Below are 24,004 nucleotides of genomic sequence, written 5' to 3' on the forward strand. Positions count from 1 at the left end.
TTGTACCCGGAGTCATACGGTGCCCGATGACACAATTCCTTGGCCCGCTCCATGCACTCTCATGGGAGCCAGGATTTTGCCACGTCCTTCCTGGGGCCGGACCAACGCCGCATCGCATGTATTTCAAGCGAGCGGCGTTGTTGTTTAAAGACCAACGAAAATGACCAATCCCGACTGTCCTAATTTGGCGGAGCGAGTGTCCTAACCAGGACAGCACCCGAGAGACGCCGATCTCAACGCTGCGTCCACCCGTCGCTCCCTCCGATGCGACGGCGGAATCACGACGCGCGATTCGACGGAATCTTGAGGGTTCTGTGAGGTCGCGTGGCAGGCGAACGCCTTGCGCCACTTCGAGTGCCATGTTGCTGCTGTTTACCTTCCGAACACCACGCCGAAGGGCGAGCGGCGGCGGCCTGAGTGATCACGGATATTCTCCCACTGGCGCGGCGGCGGTCTCGACCATCACGACATCGCGCTCATCCGCCAAACAACATTGCAGCTTCAGATGGGCCAAGCCCAATGATGCCTACAAAGCTCGGCGGCGGCATCGGAATGTCTCGATGAGTTGGCTTCCAGAGATGCAGGCAGTACCGGCTGTTGTTCACGTACCGCGAATGAGGCGGATGCAGCTGCATCGCGCATTCCTCTTCATCCCAGAATAGGTCTTTGACAAAGGACATCTCGTCCCAGTTCGGGCACCGCCGCGTGGTCGAGACGGACACTTGCTCCCAGCCTGGGCGTACAAGTCCGCTGATCTTGAGCTCGCAGCCGCAAGGCCCTTGTACGAAGAATAGGCCACAAGGACCTGATCCCGGAGCGCTAGCGAACCGGCCATGTCGCACTCGGCCCGCCTCCAGTTTCTCTAATATCTGCGAACGCACTCCCCCTCCTTTGCCTCGCGAATAGCCTTGAAATCGACGTAAATGACGTTATCACGCGACTCACTGAGCGGCGCCATCTGAGCCTTCGACACAGCGTTCCGGCACCATTCTCTAGTTTGAATTATCTGCCGCATTTCGAACAATCTGCTGAGCAGGCCGCAGATGTCGATCATCCCTTGTCCTCCACTGCACCCCTTCGCACTATCCATGCCCTTCTTTCGGCGATCCACCGAAGGGGTGTCAGCGGCACGGCTGGGCAGCGCATGCCCAATCCATCATCGCCGGATCGCGCGCAACAGCTCCCGCTTGCATCAGCTCGCGAGAGCCTCGTCGGCCTGCCCTTCGTGGCTTCAACATCCAGGCTCTCCTCTCTTTCGCCCCGCGCGACTTCGTCCCAGCCTGCCGCACGACGCATGACTTGGTCCCCGCGATTGGCAGGGATTGCCCAACTGTTTCGAACACCCGCGCGCCGAAGAGGGCTTCTGCCGTTCCTCTGCCAGCCAGTTCGGATGAACCCTGAACGTCTCGGTCATGAGCGAGCCTCATGCGAATAGCTCGGAGCAATTGATTATTGTTCATCGATAGCGGCTAGGCTGGCGTGAAAGCGAGCCTCCGCCCGGGCGCGGCAGCGGACGAGCGCGGCGGTCACTTGCGCCGCTTGCTAACCGTCGCTTATTGCTGCACGCATTCATGTTCGTGGGAATGCTTCAGCACATGAGGTAGCTGCGTCACCACATTTGTTGATCGCTGATGCGTCGACAATCGGTATGCTCAATATGATTGCATCGACGATTTTTCGTCAGTGTGTTCTCCATTATTACTGGTGAACCACCTAGCGGCTTCAGCGATTGAGGACCCCCAAAGGCGACGTTGTCCAATACTGGCTCTCCACTTAGCATTTTCAGCCCTCGCTGCTCGCCGCAGCCTGTAACAATGCCAATGAGTCATCTATGTGGCCACATCAACCAAGTTTGCGTTGAGCAGGATCGAACTCGCATTCGCCGCCGCGACCGGTCTCTGGCTAATAGGTGACTCGGCTCGCGCTGAGTCGGCCCGTGCACCGGTATGCTAGAGACGCCGGCCATCTGACCCGACGAAAACCGTATGCTCCGTCGCGTTTGACAGCTCCGTCGCTGCGTCTTCAAGTGGGGTTACGATTCAATGAACGCGACTATTGAAACGGGTCTGAGAACTTCGTGAGGTCGCCGTCGTAACCTTGCTCAAGGGACTTCACTCGCCCGCCACTGAGGATACGTTGTCGTGCTTGAGGTGCCGCTTTCGAACATTGTAACTCACAATCCAGATCACGCCGACCGCGATTGGTACGGAGATTGCGGTTAGAATAGAGGGATCTACACGCAGTCCGACGTCTTGCGCCCCCTTGGCGAGGTAGCCGAACAGGCTGACTACATAGTATCCTATCGCCGCGACCGATAATCCCTCGACCGTGAACTGCAGCCGAAGTTGCTGTCTCGTACGCTCGCTAATTGCGTGCAGAAGGTCACGATTCTGCCGCTCGATCTCGACATCGACGCGGGTTCGCAACAGATCGGCCGTCCGTGCCAGCTTCACCGACAGGCTCGCCTGACGGTCCTCCACTGTCGCGCAGGTCCGCATCGCTGGCGCCATGCGGCGTGCCAGAAAGGACGACCAGGTCGGATACCCCGCGACATCGCTGCCTTCAATGATGGACAGTCGCGATTGGACCAGCTCATTGTAGGCCCTACTGGCGCCAAAGCGAAACAGGCTGCCCGTCGCGCCTCTTTCGAATGAGGCGGCCAGCGCCGTCAGTTCGGCAAGCAGATGGTTGTTGAATTGCAGCCCCTCTGAGCCCTGCATTTCTTCCAGCGCCTCAACAAGACGGCGATCGATGCGATCGACGGACGGCGCAAGCTCAACGGCCGCCGACAGGCCAAGCAGCGCCAAAGGACGGTAGGTCTCGATTTCGAGGACCCGCTGGACCAACGCACCGAGATCATGCGGCGTTAACCCGAGGTCGCAGACAAGGATCCTGGAGAAGCCGCTTGCGTCCACGCGAAAGTCTGAGGCCACAACGCCCGTGGCCCCCTTTGTGGCAACCATGGCGAGGCTACCCTTGTCAAAAAGCTGTTCAGCACGTTTGATCGGCGAGGTGCCCTGCTCCACTTCCAACTTGTTTGCGACCAGTAATGGTCCGGCTTGGCGCAAGGCGCGGATCAGCGATTGAACAGTATCATCGACATCGTCGAATGGGCGAGCGGGACCATTTGCGGTACTCCAGATCCAGGTGAATGTCGCAAATTCCGAATGCTGCTCCCATCGTAACAGAGCGGGCCCGACCACGACCTGATGATGTTTCGCCGACGGTTCGGGCGGTGGGAGGTTGTGCTGCTGGCAGAAATCGACAAAGCGGTGGCGATCGCTGGTGGCCGCTTCGCTCTGCGCAAGAAAGGCGAAGTGAATCACGCTGAATGGCGAGACAAGGCGCATGAACGGCCGCGCGTGCACTTCATTGAGCACGGCGTCGCGTTGCGGATGCAGCTCGAAGGTTCGCAAGTCCAATTCATTGAACATGTATTGACGCCCTCGCTTCTAAAGGAGCAAGCAACAGCGAGCCTCGACACGAGCGGCTTTGGCGATACGGGAAACGGGCGCACGCACGGCCGCAAATCGAAATGACGTCAACGATCAATACAGAGGCCACCTTCAGCTCGAGACAGAGCCTTGGCGAGAACACGATCAAGGCTAGCAAATTGAGACCGAGCCGCATACTGCATTGCCGATCGACGCGTCGAGGCTGACCCCCATCCTGTTGCAGCGCCATCTTGCTGGCGCGCGAAAGCGGTGCAGGATTTGGGCCAGCGCTGAAGCAGCGGACACTCGTTTTCTTTGCATTGTGGATTTCTAAGATGTCGGCGGCGTGGTTTCCGGCGTGACGTCACGCTGCTTTTGACCGCAGCGCGCGTGGTGTGTACAGCTTACGGAGCTGCCTGCTTGAGCAAGCTAACCGCGTCTAGCCATTGCCAAGGCCTCGGAAATTCCGACAAGAGGAGGCTTGCAACAGGATGCTGAATATCTGACGAAAGAAAAACTGACGTGAGGTTTGGAGCAACACCGCGCGCTGCGATCCCCGCCGACTGTTCCCGGCGCCAGCCGGCAAAAGTCACAGCGTCTGATGATTGCAAACCAATCGAGCGGACTGCTCGATGACCGACGGGCCAGACGCCTCCTCAACGTTTGGCGACCTTGGGCGGGATGGGCCGCGAAACAGCGTACCGGCAGATAAGCACTTTTCAAGCAACGCCCCGTACGGCTGCTGGAGCCGGCTGCCTTGTACCGGCCATGACCGGTTGAAGACGTCGATGTAAGGAACCCGACGTCTTCCTCAACCAGCGCCGGCAAACATGGCTTTCCCATCTTAGGCGACGCGCAGCAGTTCTCGCAGATGGCATGCCGATTGCTCAGGATGGAAAACGTTCGAGCCGAGAGGCGGTATGCCGCTGTCCTTTAGCCATGATCGCCGGCATCGAGCAGATGTTCGTCCGGTTTGGTGACTTCATTTGCAATAACCCTAGCCCGGCTCTCCCGACTAGCGCAGTGCAAGAAGGTGTATGGATGACACATTGGCGCGCTTCAAAACAAGCCATGTTCGAGAATGACAAAGCCCCTCGCACGCCAGAGCCTCGCGCTCCACAGCCGCAGAGAGCCTGGAACTTCTGGCCGCTTGCTGCGCTTCTCCTTAATGCGCTCCTTTGGGCCGGGATCTGCTGGCTCGTCGTGGCATTATCGTGATCGAGTCATCGAAGAGGCAAGCCGGCGCACGGCAGGCGCCGCAGAAGGTCCGGCAGGAAGGCGAATCCGAAACCAGTCACTTGGTAACGTGCCGCTGAACCGCTCCATGGCGAGACGACTCACGACGCTCCATCGAGTTTGGCGACGTCCAATGCGGAGCAGACCCGGGATCGTTACGCAAGCAGGAGCAGTCGGCGCCCGCCCTTGATTGGGTAGCTGGCATAGGACTGAGGATCAAGCTCGAGAGTTCGATCTGCGGAGCTCTTGCGCGAGTGCACCCACCAGGCTCCTGCATGGCAGTCCGTCTACGTTCAAATGGTGCACCACGTTTGCCCTGATCACGGCGACGACAATCCGCGATTCACGTTTGATTTTCCCCACGACCAGCTGGTGCGCGAGAACAGCCCTCATCCCGCGGCGACGTTATTAGGTCCTCTCTCTCTTGGCTTGCATAGGCCTGGCTCGATTTGACAACCGGAAGGCAGGCGTGATGTTTGTCCTATCCGGACGAAACGAAGCATGATCCAACAGGCGGATTGAAGACGCGATATGTACGTTACGTACATATTCTTTTGTCAGCAGCCACTCTGGTCGTGCTTTGTTGGCGCCGTGTGATACTGAAGCGACAACTTTAGAGGCTGATACGGTTCGTCTTCACGTTGCGCGAAATAATGCTCCAAGCACTAAACATTCCAATTGAGGCGATCCGCACTATTGTAGCCATCGCTGAGACGGGCAGCTTGTCGAAAGCCGCAACCAAGCTAGGACTTAGTCAGCCTGCCGTCAGCGCACAAGTTAAGCGATTACAGGGCCTAATTGGCGGGCAACTGTTTGTCAAAACCGCGAACGGCACTACCTTCACCGACTTGGGCGAACTTGCCCTCCAGCAGGCACGGATAATACTCAACGCGAACGACCAGATGCTCAGGCTGGGAGGTGGTGGGACCGCATGCGTTTATCGCATCGGCTTAAGCAGCCTTTTTGCTCAAAGGCTTTTCGAGCGCGCCGGGAGGAGTGCTTTTTCGGACCTGTCTATACATGTTGATCAATCTGCTGCCATCCGCAAGGGTTTGATCGAAGGCTACATAGATGTAGCCGTCATTTTCGCTCCTCATGCCGATGCTGAACTTGCCAAGACTGTGTGTGAGCAGCGAGTATTCCCCGCGATCTGGGTTCGCTCGCGCGACTTTGTTCTCAGTCCGGGCGCTCCCATCCCAATAATAATGCTTCCTGGCCAGGATTGGATGACTGGCCCATTGGACAGGATGGGATCGGCTTACAAGGTCGTACTTCACACCTCTGACTACTTGGTGAGGCTGACGGCCGTACGTCTGGGCATCGGTTTGACCGCACTGCCGTCCTTCTCCGTGCCGGACGACCTGATTGAAGCGCCCGACTACTATTTGCCTCAATTATCTGATCTCCGAGCTGTCATATGTGCTAGGTCAGGACTGCGAGGGGACGTTGCGGCGAAGCTTGTGAAACGGATTAAAGGAATATTTGACGACCACATTCCCGATCCACCGGGCAAATGCGCACTGGGTAAGGGGCTCTGAGATCGTCGACGACCGGAAGCATCATGGCAGCCGGCGGGCAACAACGAGCAGAGCGCATTGCTCTCGGTGGAGGCGGCGGCGCCAAGAGCGGCCAACCGACCAATTATCTCAGCATCAACTCGTACAGACACTCAACCGCAATGACAGTTTCACCATCTATGAGGTCTGCGTAACGGGCTCAGCCTTCAGCTCCGCGTCCGGCTACCACGCCGCCGCGTTACCGCGAATTCCTCTCGCTGGCCTAACTTGGCTTTGCTGCACGGTCTCTGCGTCTGACAAGAGTGTAAGGGCTGCAACTTTGCGCTCGGAGATCCGCCGATATCCCCCAATGGCGGTTTCCAAGCGACTTGCGCTCTCCACGGCTGAGAAGATCGAAACCCGACGCACCTTGCTTGGGGGACAATGTGCGCCGGGTCAGTCGGAGCGTTGGTGCGACAAAGGACTGTCTCGACAACTCGCAGCAGCGGATCGTCTCAACGCTCCTTAATACTCAAAGCAAGTGTCGTGCCTGACTAAAGCTGCCGATCATTCTCATCTGACCGATGGGCGGCCCGATCGGATTCCAACGGCGGGCACGAGTTCGTTGCGCATCGCCGGAACACCGATATCTGATCGAACCACCAGGTCTTCACCAAGTGACGTAGATATCTCTTGTGGTGAGTTGCCTTCATGAGAAGCAAAGATCATTAGAAGTGTTGACCGGACTCTGGCTCGTCGTCGCTTCCGCTCGACTGCCACTCTTGGGCACGTCGAGCAAGCTTGTCGTATTCCTCGGCAATCTTGAGAAGCCTATCTCTTGACTTGCCCAATGCTAAGGATTCCGCTTTGGATCGCGTTGCTTCCGCGCGACTCCGCCAATGATTGGCATCGTAAAGTCTACTTTTCAAGTTCATGGCGTCAGCATGCAGTTTATAGATCAAAGGAATGCGACACCGGCTCTCCGTATATGTACGTAACCCCGCCACCGCAAATCGACCACACTGCCAATTCTTTCGCCAGGACCCAACATCGCTCCAACACCCGACGCATATGCACAGACCAGGGGACGCTGCATGCAGGTCTCGCCAGGTTCAAGTCCGCCTCGTTTTGGTCGAACCGCTGATCAACCCGACAATTTGCGCTTGCATTGTTCGAAGACGAAGGCTTGGCGGCGGGTCTCGCTACGCCCAATTGATTGCGGGTCAAACAAGTATTCCGACCTGCCCGCACAAAACGAGTGCACGCCTGCGCTGCAGCCTATCATGCGCGCTTGCGGCTCAATCAACATGAGATCGTCAGTCAGCAAGATATCGCCTTGTATTCGTGCGCCTGCGCTCGGATCCGCAAGATTGATATATATTCACAGGCCCTTCAACGCGGGACTTGAATCGTACGTAGCGTCAGATTGTACGATCCTCGACAAGTGAGAAGCACCTCGGACACTCGAGACGCTTCCTGACAGGTAATGGAAATTGCAAATGTCTCACAGTTCCAAGATAGCGTCGCGACAATCAGTTTCGTTTCACACACCTTCTACCGAACTCGGACTGCGCTGCGCACTGGATGGCACGGCCGGCAAGTCTCCACTGAACGACCACGAGCGCGTCACACTCGAGCTATGCCGTTCTCTCCTCAGCGCCTCCGGGGCTGCAATGACGGATGGAATACGTCGTATTGCAGACGGCCTCTGCGGCTCTTCAAAGGAGCCGGATAATAAGCCAGAGTTTTTCACCGACCGTCGTTCGGGCGCATCGCCCCTCGATGGTTTGCTATTCTCGGCCGGGTACGATCTCGGCGACACACCCAACGTCGTCCGCTTTTGATCGCCTCACCGCTACTGCGCCTCCAAGTATCACTTCGTACAGGCGACTACGGGCTCATCGGCCGTTTGCCGAACCACTGACTCCCGGCCGGAGGTTGCGGGCATGTCACAAACCTAGGCCCAGAGCTTGAGATTCCCGGCAATGAGAACGCCAACCGCACAGTCATTGGGAGCTAACAACTCAATTGCTCGGTCGGTCCAGCTGCAGTGCTGCAGGACGCTCGGTAGTGCGGTCCGGCTTTAACAGCGGCTCATGCCGACATTGTCGCATAGAGGCCACTAACCCAACGCGTTGTTGAGTTCGCAGATACAAAAGGCGCTTCAAACTGCCACTGATCCTTCGGTTCCGACCTGTTTCCGGTGGGCGGATCATATCGCCCCCTGCGCAGGAATAACAACACCGCATAACAGAACGCACAGAGGACATTATGAGTCAAAAGCAACGAGCACATTGGTCTTCGCTGTTCGAGGTCCACCAACTAGCAACTGTTTTCGTTGTTGCGACGATAGTTCTATGTCCCGAGTGGGCGCTCGCGCGCGACCAAGCTCCTACAACCGAGGAAAAGGAGGCCTGCATAGACGACGTATTTCGCCTGTGTAGCGGCCACATACCCGATCGAGCCGCGATCACCGCCTGCCTCAGGGCCAAGCAGGCGAGCTTGAGTAAGCAATGTCGGCACGTAATATCAGTCCGAGATAGTGACAAAGGCAAAGCCGATTTGAAATAGGACAACCACCTGTTCCTTAAGCGGTAAGGGCTGGGCCTATTCCCCGGCCCGAACCGCAGAGCGAAGATGCCGAATCTCGGATGCCAGCAGGTGAGCTAACGGAGGCAGTCGAGGGCGCACAAAACCGATTGCCACTTACGGAACGCCTTCTTCAGGTGTTGTTCGGACAGAAGCAGATGTACACACTTCCCTTTGATACTGTTTTAGTCGCCAACAGGGGCGAGATTGCCGTACGAATCGTCAAGACACTGCGTAAGCTGGGGCTCCGTTCTGCGGTTATCTACCACGAGGTCGATGCACACAGTCCTGCCGTCTCCATGGCGGATACCGCGATTGAGATCAGCGGTCGTTCACCCGTCGCGGCCTATCTGGACATCGAGCAAATGATTGCTGCCGCGCACAAGGCTCGCGCTGGCGCGCTGCATCCGGGTTACGGATTTCTCTCCGAGAATGCGGAGTTTGCCAGGGCTGTAACGAAAGCCGGCATTACATTCATCGGGCCGGCGCCCGAAACTATAGAACTGATGGGCGATAAGATCCGGGCCCGCAAATTCGTTCAGTCCAACGGCTTTCCGGTCGCTCCATCGGCGGTCGACGAAGATGATCCTGAGGAGTTTGTTGTTAGGGCTCGGGCTATTGGTGCCCCCCTGCTTGTGAAACCATCAGGGGGCGGTGGGGGCAAGGGCATGCGGATTGTGCGCGACCTTGATCATCTGGAAGACGCGATTGAGCAAGCACGCCGTGAAGGCCAGCGGCATTTTGCGGATAGCCGCGTTTACGTCGAACGCTATATTGAAAAGCCGCGCCATATCGAGGTGCAGGTGCTCGGCGACTCCTTTGGAAACGTCGTCCACCTCTTTGAGCGGGAGTGCTCAGTGCAACGTCGCTTCCAGAAGATCATTGAGGAGACGCCCTCGCCAGCACTGTCACCCCAATTGCGTAAACGGATCTGCGAGACAGCCGTTGGTATCGCCCGTGCCGCCAATTATCAGAATGCAGGTACCGTAGAATTCATTTTCAGCGCCGGAGAGTTCTATTTTCTTGAGATGAATACTCGCCTACAGGTTGAGCATCCCGTGACCGAGATGATTACCGGCGTCGATCTTGTTGCCGAACAGGTCTATGCCGCCGCCGGCCGAGCGCTTGGATTTTCGCAGTTAGATATCGTCTCGAATGGGCATGCAATCGAGATCAGACTGTACGCGGAAGCTCCCGAACGTGGATACGCTCCGACCACGGGCAACATCCTACTTCTCGAGTACCCCGATGGAGTACGGATCGACAGCGGCATCTTGCAAGGCCAGAGAATTACGGCAGCGTTCGATCCCATGCTTGCCAAGATCATCGCGCACGCGCCGACGCGGACAGAGGCGGCGCTGAAGGCGCATCGCGCAATCCGGGAGACGATTCTCCTCGGCTGCCAGACAAATGCAAACTTTCTCGCACGTATACTTGCCGACGAGGCATTCCTCGGAGGAGAGATCCATAGCGGATATCTTGAGGACAATCCGCACATCGCAACGGATAATTTTGCTTTCGGCTTATCCGCGTTTCTCGCTTCAGCCGCTCTACTGACGAGGCCAGTTCGCGAATCGGCCGACGCCGTGCCCCCGCTTCACGCGGTGCTGGGTAACTGGAGGAATTGACGTGTATCACTCCTTCGAGCTTGATGGTGTAGATCATCAGGTATGGCTTTCAGCGTCCCAGCAGGGCTACCGTCTTCACTTGCGCGATCAAGTGATTGCTCCAGTCGGGTTCGCCCATCACAGCAATAGTAGCGGCATCTTGACTATTGCCGGCGAGCGCGAGCCGGTCAGGTTCGTCATCGACGGCGACATGATTCACGTGCATATCCGTGGCAGGACACGCACGCTGCGCTATCGCGATCCGTTGCAAACGTTGGCTTCCGTAAGTCAAGAAGCAAGCTCCCTAGTGGCCCGCGCACCAATGCCGGGTATGGTCATCACGACCAGGGTCTCACCCGGCCAACCAGTCACTGCCGGCATGGCGCTTATGATGATCGAGAGCATGAAGCTGGAGACCATTATACGCTCTCCGCAGGACGGCGTGGTCGACCGAATTCACTTCAATGAAGGCGAGAGCTTCGAGCGAGACGCCGCGCTGATCACGCTTTCGAAGGAAGGATGTTGACATGCTGCGAATCGCTTCATTGGTCGACGTCAACTCGCAGGATTTCCGTCACAACGAGCTGCACAACAAGCGGCTTGCGGCCGAATTGAAGGATCGACAGCGTGCTGTTCGATTCCACCGAGCCGAGCGAGAGCTGGAGCGATTGCGGCGTCAAAACAAGCTATTTGTCCGGGACCGGATTGAGGCCTTGCTCGACCCACAGACCCCGTTCCTCGAGCTTTCGACCTTGGCCGCTAACAAGGCCTACGACGGCGAGGTGCCTGGCGCAGCGCAGGTCGTCGGCATCGGCATCGTCGCGGGGCGCGAGGTGATTGTTCACGCAGATGACGCTAGTGTAAAAAGCGGCGCATGGTATCCGCTCTCTGTCAAGAAGATCGTGCGAGCGTTGGACATAGCGATCGAGAACCGTCTGCCGGTCGTTCATCTGTGTGATTGTGCGGGTGGCTTCCTCCCTTTGCAAGCGGAGTTCTTCGCGGATCGCTACTACGCGGGTCGAATTCTCCGCAATCAATCCATTCTCTCCAAAATGGGAGTTCCGCAAGTCGCAATTGCCATGGGCCATTGCACGGCTGGCGGCGCCTACGTGCCTGCACTTAGCGAGTACAACATAGTTGTCGAAGGCACAGGAGCGATTTTTCTCGGTGGCCCACCGGTCGTAAAGGCCGCCACCGGCGAGAATGTGTCGGTCGAAGAGCTTGGCGGCGCCAATATGCATACCGCCGTATCAGGCACGAGCGATTATCTCGCAAGCTCCGAGATGCATGCGATTGCAATCGCCCGAGACATCGTCGCTCGTTTCCATCGTCCTGAGAAGACCTGGATCGACCAAGTCGCTCCGGAGCCGCCAGCCTACGATGAATCTCAGCTGTACGGTATCATTCCCAAAGATACCCGAGTGCAGTTCGATATGCGAGAAATCATCGCTCGCCTTGTCGATGGCAGCCGCTTCCACGAATACCAACAGCGCTATGGCGCCTCTCTGGTGTGCGGCTTTGCGCGGCTTCATGGATACCAAGTCGGGATTCTTGCGAACAATGGTGTGCTGTTCGGCGATAGTGCCCTTAAGGGCGCTCATTTTATCCAATTGTGCGAAAAGAACCGGACGCCCCTTCTCTTCCTGCAGAACGTCACGGGGTTCATGGTGGGTCGCGAATACGAGCGGAAAGGCATCACCAAGCATGGCGCCAAGTTGATCATGGCCGTATCCAGTGCATCGGTGCCCAAGTTCACCGTTGTTTGCAACGGCTCTCATGGCGCAGGAACTTACGCTATGGCGGGACGCGCTTTTGATCCTCGCTTTGTCTTCAGCTGGCCGCAGTCTACGATTTCAGCGATGGGCGCCGAGCAAGCTGCCGGTGTGCTCACTCACGTCAAGGCAAGACAATTGGCCCGCGAAGGCGGCCGATTGTCCGACATGGAATTGGCAACCATACGCGAGCCGATTCTCGAGGAGTATCGGGAGCGATCCAGCGCTTACTATGCTACTTCCGAAATCTGGGACGACGGCATTCTTGATCCCGTCGACACCAGAAGCGCCCTCGCAATCGCGCTGAGTGCATCACTAAACGCTCCGATCGCAGCTCCGCATTACGGCGTCTTCCGAATGTAGCAGCAGGATGCAACACGTCACATGGATCTGTCCGCCGCTACCTTGGGAACCAGAGCTAACTGATGACAGGTTCTGCCATCCACTTGGACGACGCTGCTCGAAACCTCAGCGCCGAATCTGACGCAACGTGCCGCCAACGTTGAAGACGCGGCTTATTGCCATTCGGGCTGGCGTACTCCTCATGTTGAATTGTTTTCAACTTCCCTTAGCCGGATCGGATTTCAAGGTTGGTCCAGCATCGGTTCTCGCAACGCGATGAGTTGGCATTGCATCGACGCGCCTGAATTGGATTGGAGCGAATGGATCACACTTGCCGGACCCGATGGGATGGGGCTTGAATCTTACGTAACGTCAAGTTGTAGGCTTGCAAAGCAAACCTAGGATCAAGCCAAGAGTTCACAGCGGGCTGCTACGCCGGGGGACGGTGGGTCCGCTGGCAATGTCGATATGGATGACGCCCGTTCTCGATCGCCGAGCCGAGGGGCTTGGCATTTCATGGCGAGCGTGCGGTCCGGCAAGGCGAGCCCTTGAGGATTGGAACAAGGCGGAGTCGGGTCCGCAAGTCCCGCTGAGGTTGAGAAGAACATGGCTGAAGACGTGATGAAGTTACCGCATGTATTCGAACCCGGGACGAGAGGGAGATTTTGACACTGGTCGGAGCGGCTCATGACGCAAGGTCATCAGCAGTCGTCGAGGTGAATATATGGGATATCGGCCGTCGATCTCTCCTATCCGCACGGCCTCGACTGAGATTGTCAACGAAAAGGAGCACTATAGCGCGCGATGGACGTCCTTAGATCGATCATTAGCAAAGTTGCTACTGGCGCCACGTTGACCCGTGAAGAAACCGCTACTGCCTTCGACAGCATGATGTCGGGTCAGGCGACGCCCTCGCAGATCGGCGGGCTGTTGATGGCGATGCGGGTGCGTGGCGAAACCGTAGAAGAAGTCACAGGCGCGGTTTCCGCGATGCGGAGCAAAATGCTGCGAGTGAATGCGCCATCCGACCCTGTAGACATTGTCGGCACGGGCGGCGACGCCTCATGCTCGGTCAACGTATCGACGTGCGCATCCTTCATTGTTGCTGGCGCAGGCGTCCCCGTCGCCAAGCATGGCAACCGCGCGGTATCCTCACGATCAGGCGCCGCGGACGTCTTGGCCTGCCTCGGCGTGAATATTGACCTCGCCCCTGAAGACGTTGGTCGCTGTGTGCACGAAGCCGGCATCGGTTTCATGTTTGCGCCAACTCATCATCCGGCGATGCAGCGCGTCGGCCGGATCCGGACCGCACTTGGCGCCCGCACCATCTTCAATCTAATCGGACCGCTCTCCAATCCCGCCGGAGTCAAGCGGCAGATCGTCGGAGTGTTTTCACCCCAATGGGTACAGCCCTTGGCGCAGGTGTTGAAGAACCTTGATGCCGAATCGGCGTGGGTCGTGCATGGCTCGGACGGCCTCGACGAGATCACCCTCACGGGGCCTACCTTCGTTGCCGCCCTTGAGGCGGGTACGATCCGCACGTTCGAAGTGACCCCGGAAGAAGCTGGACTGGCTCGTTGCGCCCCCGAGGCGCTGAAGGGTGGCAATGCCGACGCCAATGCAGTGGCACTGCGAAGCGTGCTTGACGGCGCGTCAGGCCCCTACCGCGATGTCGCGCTTGTGAATGCGGCCGCGGCATTAATTGTGGCTGGCCGAGCCTCGACATTGAAAGACGGCGTCATGCTTGGGCAGAAATCGCTCGATAGCGGTGCCGCGGCGGCGCGATTGGCGCACCTAATCGCAGTCTCCAACGCTCGACCGCCGAGCTGACCGATGTCCGACATTCTGACCGAGATCGAAGCCTACAAGCGCGAGGAAATTGCGGCTGCTAAGCGTGCGTTGCCGCTGCCGGACGTCGAGGCACTCGCGCGTCTTGCACCGCCTCCGCGTGGCTTCGTCAGCGCGATTCGTGCTAAACACGCCGCGCGTGAGTACGCTCTGATTGCCGAGATTAAGAGAGCCTCCCCGTCCAGGGGCCGCATTCGCGCCGACTTCGATGTGCCCTCGCTTGCGAGCGCCTATGAGGCGGGGGGGCGCGGCCTGCCTCTCGGTCTTGACGGACACACCGTCCTTCCAGGGACATCTCGACTTCATGGTGGCGGCGCGCGCACAGACGGACCTACCGGTGCTGCGGAAGGATTTTATGTTCGATACCTACCAGGTTGTCGAGGCGCGCGCCCATGGCGCCGACTGCATCCTGATCATCATGGCCGCGCTAGATGACGGGGCTGCCCGCGAGATCGAGGCTGCTGCCCTGGCCCATGGCATGGACGTGCTGGTCGAGGTCCATGACGGTGCGGAACTCCAGCGTGCCCTCACCCTCCGCTCGCCGATGATCGGCATCAACAACCGCAATTTGCGCACATTCGAGACCACGTTCGCAACCAGCGAGGCACTAGCTCCCCTCATTCCGAAGGACCGTCTGATTGTCGGCGAAAGCGGCATTCTCGGGCCAAACGATCTCGTCAGGCTTTCGCGCGTTGGCATATCGACCTTCCTCATCGGCGAGAGCCTAATGAGACAAGCCGATGTGACCGCGGCGAGCCAGCTGCTGCTGCGCGGAACAGCGATGGGGACCGGATTGCACCAATGACCGGAAAAGCCACTCAAGGAGGCCGGATCAGCTTCGAATTCCAATCACAAACGGCATCAAGGCGTCGCGGTAGTTCGATAAGCAACTCAGAACTTGTCAGTTCATGGCACCGAGTAAAGCCAGCTCTGAGACGCCACTCGCTTTCATTCCAGCTGCGCGCTCCAGTAGACGCGCGCGGAAGATGGAAACGCTATATGCGTCATCGCACCGCCGATGGCGAGGCGAGCTTGGCGCATTGGGCGAGGCTCAACTGACGACGGATCACTACCACTCGCAATATCAAGCGCGACGCTCTCCACCGAACAACCAACACGCTGTTGGCGAGATCAAGATTCTCAGCATCGTGCGCGCCGCGCGTCCAAGGAGACAATCAATGACGCCCTCGCCAATGACGGCAGCTTTCGATTCAATCGCACAGATCGAACACATTGTGCGGAAGTTTCGAGAACTGATCGACACAGACGCATCGATCCCGGCAGAGCTGCGCGGTGCGCTGCACGCAACGCTCGATCACCATCTTATTGCTGCAAAAAGGCGCGTTCTCAACGTTGTCAGAACTCAATAGAGGTGCTGATGCTCCACAACAGAGAGAATGCGGAATCCGCTCACTGCTATGGAACTCGACGTCAGTCGGCATCCGAGCGCCTACCGACGTCGTTCAGAGCAACCAGTAGCGATCGCGACCTCGGGTTCTCAAATCATCTTACCGCAAGAGTTTCGCTGCAATGAGCCGAACTGGTCAGGTCCTTGAGACTGCGGTCGTCGAGTGCAGTTCGGCGCAATGCGACGAGCCGTTCCGGGCCTTCTAGGTTCATCTTCGCTACCAACACACGGGATAGTCGTGCCCGGCTGCACTCTGGCCATGGTCACATCGAACAACAACCACGAGGCGCCAGATTAAGGCAAACCAAGGTGCGCATAGCGATGCACTGGAAACCGCGTACCCACTCTATAGGCAGGTTATGAGCTCTCAGTTTCCGTTCCCCATGTGGGACATTCCATCCATCCAAGCGAGCGAGTTCCGTCAGGCCATGCGAAACCTGGCGAGTGGCGTCGCCATTGTGACGACCGGAAAAACCGTCTGCCGACGTGGGCTAACGGTGAGTTCTGTGACCTCAATGTGCATCGACCCGCCTTGCCTGCTGGCCGCCATCAATTCCAGATCTGAGACTCATGACGCGATCCTCGCCAACAGACGTTTTGGAGTGAGCCTTCTCCGCGGTGATCAGGAGGACCTGGCCCTACGATTTGGCGGCCTGGATGCTGCTAAAGGTGTCCATCGCTTCGATACGGCGCAGTGGAATCAGGGCGTTCTCGATGTGCCACTTTTGCAGGGCGCAGTTTGCACGCTCGAGTGCATTTTGTACGATCACAAGACAATTAGCACGCATAGCATCTTTATTGGCCGGGTTGTCGCGACAGGCCCCGGTCATGGCGAACCGTTGATCAACTTGCAAGGCGCGCTTCGAACCCTATCGCGTGACTGAGTGCAGTCTCTGTGTATTTTCTATCGGGACCAAACATCGGCCGGGCTAATTCGACGGCCCGCAATGAGGAGCCCGCGCAAAGGGGATAGAGTATTCGCCACAAACGGTGTTCAAGTTGGCGATTCGTCTGACTTTTTACAACTTCAAGGATCCGGTTTGCCGTGACATTTTCGCTTTGAGAGGGATCACGCTCGTTGACCAAGACAATGCATTGGTCGGCTGCTTGATCTAGTGGCCACGTTGCCCGGTGGCCCCAAGAACCATGAGACCTAAGATCGCCGTACGCCAAGATGGTCGCAAGCGTCTGGAAAGCGGCTGGATCGACCCCGACGCCAATCCCATTCGCGCTGACTGCAAGCGGCCCCTGATCGGGATCGTTCCAGTCGGTTCGAAGGCGACGCAGACTTGGACAGATTGTCCACGTTGTGAACTCAGCATTAGCCGCGATACCCGCCAGCTCGGCAGCGCCGAATAATGTCGATAGGCGATAGCGACAGTTTTGCGAGAAGATCAAACTCAGCGCTCACAGCCAAACCACCACAATTGGTAGGCTGGTGGATCTTTCCACTTTCGTGCGGCGAACGTAATCTTGCAAGGTCGCAGGTTCGCGAAAGAAGCCCTTGCTCGTTGCCGCATTGGTCTAGTGCCTTGCTCACCACCGTCCGTGTAAATGCCAGGCTTCCAATTCGTGCCAGACGCCGGGGCTGCGTTCAGTCAATAAGCCGGAGCTTCGGACATATTCACAATGCGGAGCCAAAGGGCTTGAATCGGACGTAACGTTAAGTTGTACGGTTTCAGGGAGGTGGAGTCAGTCTCGGGACGGGCCGAGGTAAGGATTGCGAATGTCTCAACGTCTCAGAATCACGCAAGAGTTCACTTCACTCCAGCCTACTGATGACGGGCGTCGTCAGAATCCATCTTACTCTCCCGCGCGCTTCCAGAGTTTTGCGCGCTCGAAGCCGCGCTTTTCGGCCGGCTTGACCACGCCCCCAGGTCCGTTCGACGAACGAGCCTTTTCGTTCTGTTCGTCAAAGCTGGCGGGCGCTTCTGGTATGGCGCCAGTATCTCGCAAATGCACGAGGATCAATTTGATCGCCGGCCTTCTCAATGGGCTTGGGTTGTAAGTGTCGCCCGAAATGACTGGTGTGACATTGGAAGAGATTGCCGGGCATCTCGGAGCGGCACGGTGAAAAAACCCGATGGCACCAAGAAGGTTCTATTGACCGACCACACCGAGGGACAATGCCGAGCCATTGTCGGATTCAAAGATGGAGATCTCAGAGCCGCCTATATGTGCGGCGAACCGGTCATTCGACGACCAGGCAAGAAACAATCGTCGTGGTGCGAGTATCACCACTGGCAGATGCATGCAAACAATGCCGAGCAAAACTCGGCGGTGGACCAGGCACCGCGACTTTCAATTCTCAAGCGGCATCCGTCGAGGCAAGGTCCATGACTATTGACATCATCAAAAGCTCCACCTTTCCACTGAGACCGCCTGACGATCGTCCGCGCCTGAGAGACTCTCGACGCAAGCGCTCGCGATTGGGATCTCGCGATGAACTTCATGGGCGCAGCGAGCTGACGCCTCGAGGCAGACTTATTGCGGAGATATCAACGACGGAGAAGAACTGAGATGAATCTCTGCACACTGATTGAGCGTAACGCGGCGTTCGCTCCCGACAAACCTGCGATCCGTTTCGATGGCCGGACTTTAAGCTATGCCGCCTTCAATCAAAGGATCGAATATGTCGCCCGCGCCCTACAAAGCGAACTCGGAGTCGAGAAAGGTGACCGCGTCGCGATCCTAAGCCAGAACTGCCCTGACTATCTGGCCCTGCTTTATGCTTGCGCACGGCTTGGCGCAATCCTCGTGCCCCTGAACTGGCGACTTGCGGTCGGCGAGCAGCTCTTCATCCTGTCCGACGCCGGCGCCAAGGTGCTCGTGCTTGAACACGTCTTCGCGGCACTCCTGCCAGCTTTGAAGGAGCAACTGCCCGACACGCTCGTTGTCGGCCTGGATTTTGCGCCTTCCAGCGGGAGCAAGTGGGACAGGCTGCTGGAGCGAGGCTGCGGTGACGGCCGCAATCCCGGGGCAGACCTGCCCTGCCCTTTGCTGCTTGTCTATACGTCTGGGACTACAGGGCGACCGAAAGGGGCCGTGCTGCGCCAGGAAGCGTTGCTCTGGAATGGAGTGATGAGTCAGCACATGCATGACCTCAGTTCGGCCGATCATGTCTTGACAGTGTTGCCTTTGTTTCACGTTGGCGGTCTGAATATTCAGACTACGCCTGCATTGCATCACGGCGCGACGGTTACCATTCACTCACGTTTCACGCCAGAGGCAACGCTTGCCGCGTTTGAGCGCGACCGGCCTACGCTGGTCGTTTTGGTACCTGCCACGATGCAAGCGCTCACCAACCATCCTCGATGGCCGACGACGGATTTATCCTCCTTAAAGGCTATTTGCACTGGCTCGGCAATGGTGCCGCAACACCTTATCGAACGCTTTGCCGTACGCGGGGTGCCAGTTCTGCAGGTTTACGGCTCGACAGAAACTTGCCCCATTGCCGTATATACGAAACTCGGCGGCGACCTTGCGCGTAGCGGGTCGACCGGCTTACAGGGTCTATGCTGTGAAGCGACGATCATCGACGAAGCAGGCAATGCGTTGCAGCCCGGCACCCCAGGCGAGATCGCAGTGCGCGGCCCCAGCGTCTTCTGCGAATATTGGGGCAATCAACAGGCAACACGCGAGGCTTTTCACAACGACTGGTATCGTACCGGTGATATCGGCCACCGCGATGCCGATGGGTATTTCTCGGTCCTTGATCGGAAGAAGAATCTGATCATTTCTGGCGGAGAAAATATCTACGTGGCGGAAATCGAGCGTGTGCTGATCGAACATCCCGATGTCTACGAATGCGCCGTCATTGGTCGGCCCGATCAGCGCTGGGGTGAAGTGCCAATCGCTTTTGTGGTCAGGCGGCCGGGGGCTCGTATCGAAGCGGACGCACTGACAGCGCACGTCCAATCGCAGCTCGCCCGCTTTAAGACGCCGCGCGAAATTATCTTCACAGAAGAGCTCCCGCGAACGGCGTTAGGTAAGGTCCAGCATTTCATGCTGAAGGAGCTCGGTACTCGATCAAGTCGGCAGGAACACCGCACTTAAATATCGCGGACTGTCGCCTGGCAGGACTTCCATTGCCAACCGCAAGGTGAGCTTGCGTCTCAAGGGTTCAAGCACTTGCCAACTCCTTTACGCGAAGGCGCTGCTGCGAGCTTCTCGTGGCGGAGCATTGGGCTGTGTCCATTAGCGCCAAACGCTCCGGAGATTGTTGATGCCACGGATCCTGATTATGAATGCCGGTACCGCACAAATGTCGGGCACGGACCTGACGAAAATTCAGCTTTCGCTTGCCGCCAAGTCGGCTTTGCGCTCCGTTTGGTTTGCACAAGAGGACGACCTAATAGTCTCTCCCGTAGCTATCCCAACGGAACTGCTATCCTTGGTTGGCGCGACGCTCAACTTCGATGCTTCGACCCTGTCGGTTCTTGCGCCCGAAAGCGCGGACGAAGCGTCGATCCTTAGCGATTCCAACCTGCAGTCCGACACCATCGTCGAACGAATCAACCGCCACATTCGTCGGACCACTCCTTGGAGAATATCTGCTTGTTACCCTTCCGAAGGCGTTGCGCGCTTGGCCGCAGCGCTCGGCATACTTCAAAACGGGGACAACTTCACTCTGCAGCGGGGGCCTGATCTATTGAATCGCAAGAGCCACTTCCGTCAATTGGCAGCGAGCGCCGCACTTCCGGTACCCAGTGGTTGCGCAATAACAAGCCCAGACGAGCTCTTCAGAGCGGTCACCTTGCTGAGGTGTGAGACCGGCAGCGTGATTGTAAAGCTAGATAATGGGGCCGGCGGGCTTGGAAATGTCATACTAACCGGCAAGGAAAGCGACCCATTACCGGGGGCAAGAGAAACCCGGCAAGTCCTTTGGCCGTCGTTTGATCCGAACGCAATTTGGACAGAGATGACAACTCCGTCATGCAGGACAGCGGTCGTCGAATCGTATCACTTGGCTCGCTCTATATTTTACCTTGAGTTCGAAATCGAGGCAAACGGCTCAATTGCGTACGTCAATAGTGGGAGCATACGTCTGCGTCAAAGCAAAGATAGATCCGAAAGGGCTCTTGTGTGGACTGGACTCGAGCTTCCAAGCGATCTGAGCATTGAGCAATGCTCGACCGCTCGGGCGCATGCCAATCGATTTGTAGAGCTTGCGCGAACCTTGGGATATCGCGGAATGATCAACATCGACGCCATCTTCACAACCGACGGGCGGTTGCTGTTTAATGAAGCAAACGGCCGATGGGGCGGAGGCTCGGTGTTACATAGCATTGCTGCCCGACTGCTTGGCCCCGATTATTCCGATTCCTACGTAATTTCGTCTGTGCGAAACGTTCGATCGAACTCCCTCCAAACAGCCGTCGATCATTTCGCCAATGATGGATGTCTATTCGACAGCACATGGAAGGAAGGGGTGATTCCGCTTGCCGCAGACCAAGAGGCAGGCACGGTAGAGTGTATCGTGATCGCGCGAGGCAGGCTGGCGTGCCGCGATTTGGAGCATCGGCTGTTGAGGATGACCTGATCGGAATCATTGCGCGCTGTTCCAGCCCTTCAATTCACTTGAGCGGGCCTCCCCCATGCCCAACCAGCGCGCTTGAAATCTGGTGCTTGCGACTGCTGGGTGAGCAGTGATGCGGAGAGGCCAGCCAAGCTTGCGGATCTACGCCATGTATTCTAGACACGGTACGATCAAGCTATGCATAGCTGCGGCGCGCCGGCCGCCAAGCTCAACCGTCATGGGCGGAGTTCTTGATGATGCGGCGGTTCGCACCACCGCGCTTCGAACAAAAATAGACCAGTGACCGGCGCTCCCCGGCGTGCACCGGCTTTACTTCATGGCGGAACCTGCATGTGGTGATAACTACGGTCCCCAACAGGGGACGAAATACTTGGGCGTCGCGCTCTGTTGGATATACCACGAATTCACCGCCCTCGAAACCTTCGGCGAGCTGAACGATCACCGAATACTCGAAGTCAGGGTCGCTCTCAGCATCCAAATGGACGCCAACAAAAGACCCAGGCGGCATGCGATGCATTTGGCATCGGCGAATGATGTAATCTGACGACGCTCCGAAGATGTTTCTAAGCGCGAAGACCCGGTCATTCCTTTCGAGCAATTCGATGATCTGCGCCGAAGCTGTACCATTCACGTTACTAGGACAACGGCCGGGGCGATCTTCGCGCAGTCGTTTTACAAAGACCCTGTGGGAATCGCCAGCATCTCCCTTCCGAACCTCCGCTTCTGGAATGTCTAACTGCAGCCGATCGATCTCCGCCAAGTCATTTTGGGTGAACAGCGTCCCTGGGGCAACCAGGACGGTCCCTTTATCTCTCAGCTCTACGCGGTATTTGGCGAGGACCTCTTCTGAAAGCAGACCAGATCTATCACTCATTGTGGAGTCCTTTCAGGTTCATTCGAAACCTCATACTTCAGGGAGCTCCCTAATGCTCCTGGCATCCCGCAGATCGCCTGCTCCCAATCTTCGCCGTCGAAAACCTCTACGCTTACACTTTCAATGGTCGTTCTATCTAGGCATTGAACATTTACGCTGAATCCTGAAGGATTTGATCGCGGCCGATAAAATGGCTTTACACCACAAACCCGACAAAATGTGTGCTGGGCGATATTCTTGTTAAACCGGTACGTAGTGAGGAATTCTTCACCGCACTCGATGCTCAGGTTGTCGCCAGGAACGAGCATGTGCAAGAATCCGGACATTCGGCAGATTGAACAATTGCACTTCACCGCGGAGATCTTTTCTGGCGCTCGGACGTGAAACTTGACACATCCACAATGACAGCGGCCACGGTGTAGGACCTGCGGACGACTATCTCCGTCAAGTTGACGAATTCGGATCAGATTGCGGCACCACTCCAAGCTGACGCTATACGCACGATCGAATACATCCAAGAAACGATCATTGTCGCCGGCGGAGACCAGTTCGCTAACGAGCCTGCTCGTCATCTCTGCATGATATTTCTCTGCGGGATCGTAGCCCCCCACATGGATCCGGAAATAATCGAGATCCTCGGGCCGCACATCAAAGGCATTGACTATGGTGGTCCAGAGCGACTGGATCATTTCCGCAGCATGTAGCTCGAACGCGACCATATGAGCGCAACGCGCTATGGGGTCCCTCGACGCCAAACCATGATACAGCGCGCGCAGGTACCTTTTGGTTGTGGTGCTGTAGTTTGGCTGTATTGCTCGACCAAGTAGCCGCGACGCATCTCTTCTAAACAGCTTTGAGTGAAAGTTTTCTGTGTCCAGAATATCCGGTAGCGCAGCGTTGCCGCCTTCAAGAATCCGACTATGGCCTCCCGTCTCATCCCAGCAGATGAAATTCGCGACCACGCTGGTCATCTCGACGTCCCGCGGAAGGTCTCGATTTTGTTGCATTGCGTCGAATATGAGCTCTTTTTGCGACCCCGCTTGCAAGTACGGGAACGCTTGTGACATCGCGAAATATTCAGGTAATAGCCCGACTAGCTCATCTTTGGACATCCCCGCAGCGAACGGATGCGGGCCGAACACAGCCCGGGCTCGGTCACCCAAGTACTGGTCGACCGGTCTCTCTGAACCCTTATGCAGTTTAAAACGAGAAACATGGGAAGACGTCATTTAGACACCGGCTATGCTGGGAGAACGTTCGTTGGACGAAAGGAGCTAATAGTAGCGAACTGACATGTGCTGACGTTTTCCCAACAGCCCGTGCAGCGCTGAATGTCTGCAAGGCGTGGTTTCCATTTCCGTCTTGTATGTTCGACCTTCCTTTAGACTGCTGCTTGCTCCAGATCAGGTAGCCAGCACCGCTGGTGTAATCTGCGAGATAGTCGACTTCCGATGCCGCTTGTCGCGGAGTGTCTGAGTGACGACATGTTGCTTTTCCATCAACGGACTTGAAAACAGTTGCGCGTGTTGGGGCACGGATCCAAGGAAAGGAGAGCATCGCTCATCTTGCGAGTCTGCGTACACTCATCCCCCCTCGGCGTGGCTGCATTCACTTAGCAACCGCCTAGCAACCGCCGTGCCAGCGTTGTCCTTGTTCCTTAAGCCTACGCCGAGAACTTGCGGCCGACCGATACGCCAGGTGTTTTGAAGCTGACAGGATTGTCCAATGGCTAGAAACCAACAACGATCGCAACAACTGTTGGCAATTCTCCTTCGTGGCTGGCTTAGCCATGAAGATTGGTCTGATGGCGGATCGGCCTATCCTGAAGATCGGCTTATGCTCCGCCCGGTCCGCGGCCG

16 protein-coding genes and 1 pseudogene are annotated in these 24,004 nt (G+C 57.2%); 12 read left to right on the plus strand and 5 right to left on the minus strand.

What is annotated here, in order from left to right:
- Positions 1 to 476: 476 nt before the first annotated feature.
- From AC628_RS46080 to AC628_RS46085, 3 genes are all read right to left on the minus strand, one after another.
- A complete protein-coding gene (locus tag AC628_RS46080; RefSeq protein WP_143201453.1) occupies positions 477 to 881 on the minus strand; it encodes a DUF7694 domain-containing protein in 405 nt (134 codons plus the stop codon).
- A gap of 1,230 nt (positions 882 to 2,111) precedes the next feature.
- Positions 2,112 to 3,434: a DUF3422 family protein gene (locus AC628_RS05875; protein WP_074125785.1), complete on the minus strand. Its 1,323-nt coding sequence runs from the start codon at positions 3,432 to 3,434 to the stop codon at positions 2,112 to 2,114.
- A 107-nt stretch (positions 3,435 to 3,541) separates the two neighbouring features.
- A complete protein-coding gene (locus AC628_RS46085; protein ID WP_074125786.1) occupies positions 3,542 to 3,802 on the minus strand; it encodes a DUF4189 domain-containing protein in 261 nt (86 codons plus the stop codon).
- 1,521 nt (positions 3,803 to 5,323) lie between these two features.
- Here AC628_RS46085 and AC628_RS05885 point away from each other — a divergent pair.
- The 12 genes and pseudogenes from AC628_RS05885 to AC628_RS43750 all read left to right on the plus strand — a co-directional run bounded on the left by AC628_RS05885 (position 5,324) and on the right by AC628_RS43750 (position 21,274).
- A complete protein-coding gene (locus tag AC628_RS05885) occupies positions 5,324 to 6,208 on the plus strand; it encodes a LysR family transcriptional regulator (protein ID WP_074125787.1) in 885 nt (294 codons plus the stop codon).
- A 1,457-nt stretch (positions 6,209 to 7,665) separates the two neighbouring features.
- On the plus strand, positions 7,666 to 8,010 hold the full coding sequence (locus AC628_RS42585; RefSeq protein ID WP_143201454.1) for a hypothetical protein: 345 nt from the start codon (positions 7,666 to 7,668) through the stop codon (positions 8,008 to 8,010).
- A gap of 903 nt (positions 8,011 to 8,913) precedes the next feature.
- On the plus strand, positions 8,914 to 10,383 hold the full coding sequence (locus AC628_RS05900; RefSeq protein ID WP_074125836.1) for an acetyl-CoA carboxylase biotin carboxylase subunit: 1,470 nt from the start codon (positions 8,914 to 8,916) through the stop codon (positions 10,381 to 10,383).
- 1 nt (position 10,384) lies between these two features.
- Entirely contained in the window at positions 10,385 to 10,888 is a 504-nt protein-coding gene (locus AC628_RS43745) for an acyl-CoA carboxylase biotin carboxyl carrier protein subunit (RefSeq protein ID WP_168193310.1), read from the plus strand.
- Between the two features lies 1 nt (position 10,889).
- A complete protein-coding gene (locus tag AC628_RS05910; RefSeq protein WP_074125790.1) occupies positions 10,890 to 12,497 on the plus strand; it encodes an acyl-CoA carboxylase subunit beta in 1,608 nt (535 codons plus the stop codon).
- A gap of 783 nt (positions 12,498 to 13,280) precedes the next feature.
- A complete protein-coding gene (trpD, locus tag AC628_RS05915) occupies positions 13,281 to 14,306 on the plus strand; it encodes an anthranilate phosphoribosyltransferase (RefSeq protein ID WP_074125791.1) in 1,026 nt (341 codons plus the stop codon).
- Between the two features lie 3 nt (positions 14,307 to 14,309).
- Positions 14,310 to 15,129: pseudogene (gene trpC / locus AC628_RS05920) on the plus strand (indole-3-glycerol phosphate synthase TrpC).
- Between the two features lie 181 nt (positions 15,130 to 15,310).
- Positions 15,311 to 15,694, plus strand: a complete 384-nt coding sequence (locus AC628_RS45150; RefSeq protein ID WP_245321045.1) for a hypothetical protein — start codon at positions 15,311 to 15,313, stop codon at positions 15,692 to 15,694.
- A gap of 466 nt (positions 15,695 to 16,160) precedes the next feature.
- The gene (locus AC628_RS05930; protein ID WP_245321046.1) at positions 16,161 to 16,616 is read left to right on the plus strand and encodes a flavin reductase family protein; all 456 of its coding nucleotides are present in this window, start codon (positions 16,161 to 16,163) and stop codon (positions 16,614 to 16,616) included.
- A gap of 1,186 nt (positions 16,617 to 17,802) precedes the next feature.
- Complete coding sequence (locus tag AC628_RS42590; protein WP_143201455.1) at positions 17,803 to 18,072, plus strand: hypothetical protein; 270 nt, start codon at positions 17,803 to 17,805, stop codon at positions 18,070 to 18,072.
- Between the two features lie 180 nt (positions 18,073 to 18,252).
- A complete protein-coding gene (locus tag AC628_RS05935) occupies positions 18,253 to 19,788 on the plus strand; it encodes a class I adenylate-forming enzyme family protein (protein WP_074125793.1) in 1,536 nt (511 codons plus the stop codon).
- A 169-nt stretch (positions 19,789 to 19,957) separates the two neighbouring features.
- Positions 19,958 to 21,274, plus strand: a complete 1,317-nt coding sequence (locus AC628_RS43750; protein ID WP_074125794.1) for a preATP grasp domain-containing protein — start codon at positions 19,958 to 19,960, stop codon at positions 21,272 to 21,274.
- Between the two features lie 205 nt (positions 21,275 to 21,479).
- Here the strand turns inward: AC628_RS43750 and AC628_RS05945 are convergent, their stop codons facing one another.
- Both AC628_RS05945 and AC628_RS05950 read right to left on the minus strand, forming a co-directional pair.
- Positions 21,480 to 22,145, minus strand: a complete 666-nt coding sequence (locus tag AC628_RS05945; protein WP_074125795.1) for a 2OG-Fe(II) oxygenase — start codon at positions 22,143 to 22,145, stop codon at positions 21,480 to 21,482.
- Positions 22,142 to 23,257 carry a GFA family protein gene (locus AC628_RS05950; protein WP_245321047.1) on the minus strand — a complete coding sequence of 372 codons (1,116 nt, stop codon included), beginning with the start codon at positions 23,255 to 23,257 and terminating at the stop codon, positions 22,142 to 22,144. Before AC628_RS05950 ends, AC628_RS05945 begins: the two co-directional genes overlap by 4 nt.
- Positions 23,258 to 24,004: the final 747 nt, after the last annotated feature.

The organism is Bradyrhizobium sp. NAS96.2, from assembly GCF_001908235.1.
Taxonomy (GTDB): domain Bacteria; phylum Pseudomonadota; class Alphaproteobacteria; order Rhizobiales; family Xanthobacteraceae; genus Bradyrhizobium.

Excerpts from the sequence above, each read along its gene's own strand:
- trpD (WP_074125791.1), top strand. The coding sequence starts at position 13,281 with ATGGACGTCCTTAGATCGATCATTAGCAAAGTTGCTACTGGCGCCACG.
- AC628_RS43750 (WP_074125794.1), top strand. The coding sequence starts at position 19,958 with ATGCCACGGATCCTGATTATGAATGCCGGTACCGCACAAATGTCGGGC.
- AC628_RS05935 (WP_074125793.1), top strand. The coding sequence starts at position 18,253 with ATGAATCTCTGCACACTGATTGAGCGTAACGCGGCGTTCGCTCCCGAC.
- AC628_RS05910 (WP_074125790.1), top strand. The coding sequence starts at position 10,890 with ATGCTGCGAATCGCTTCATTGGTCGACGTCAACTCGCAGGATTTCCGT.
- AC628_RS05875 (WP_074125785.1), bottom strand. The coding sequence starts at position 3,434 with ATGTTCAATGAATTGGACTTGCGAACCTTCGAGCTGCATCCGCAACGC.
- AC628_RS05930 (WP_245321046.1), top strand. The coding sequence starts at position 16,161 with ATGCGAAACCTGGCGAGTGGCGTCGCCATTGTGACGACCGGAAAAACC.
- AC628_RS05900 (WP_074125836.1), top strand. The coding sequence starts at position 8,914 with ATGTACACACTTCCCTTTGATACTGTTTTAGTCGCCAACAGGGGCGAG.
- AC628_RS05885 (WP_074125787.1), top strand. The coding sequence starts at position 5,324 with ATGCTCCAAGCACTAAACATTCCAATTGAGGCGATCCGCACTATTGTA.
- AC628_RS42585 (WP_143201454.1), top strand. The coding sequence starts at position 7,666 with ATGTCTCACAGTTCCAAGATAGCGTCGCGACAATCAGTTTCGTTTCAC.
- AC628_RS45150 (WP_245321045.1), top strand. The coding sequence starts at position 15,311 with ATGGAAACGCTATATGCGTCATCGCACCGCCGATGGCGAGGCGAGCTT.
- AC628_RS05950 (WP_245321047.1), bottom strand. The coding sequence starts at position 23,257 with ATGTCCAAAGATGAGCTAGTCGGGCTATTACCTGAATATTTCGCGATG.
- AC628_RS05945 (WP_074125795.1), bottom strand. The coding sequence starts at position 22,145 with ATGAGTGATAGATCTGGTCTGCTTTCAGAAGAGGTCCTCGCCAAATAC.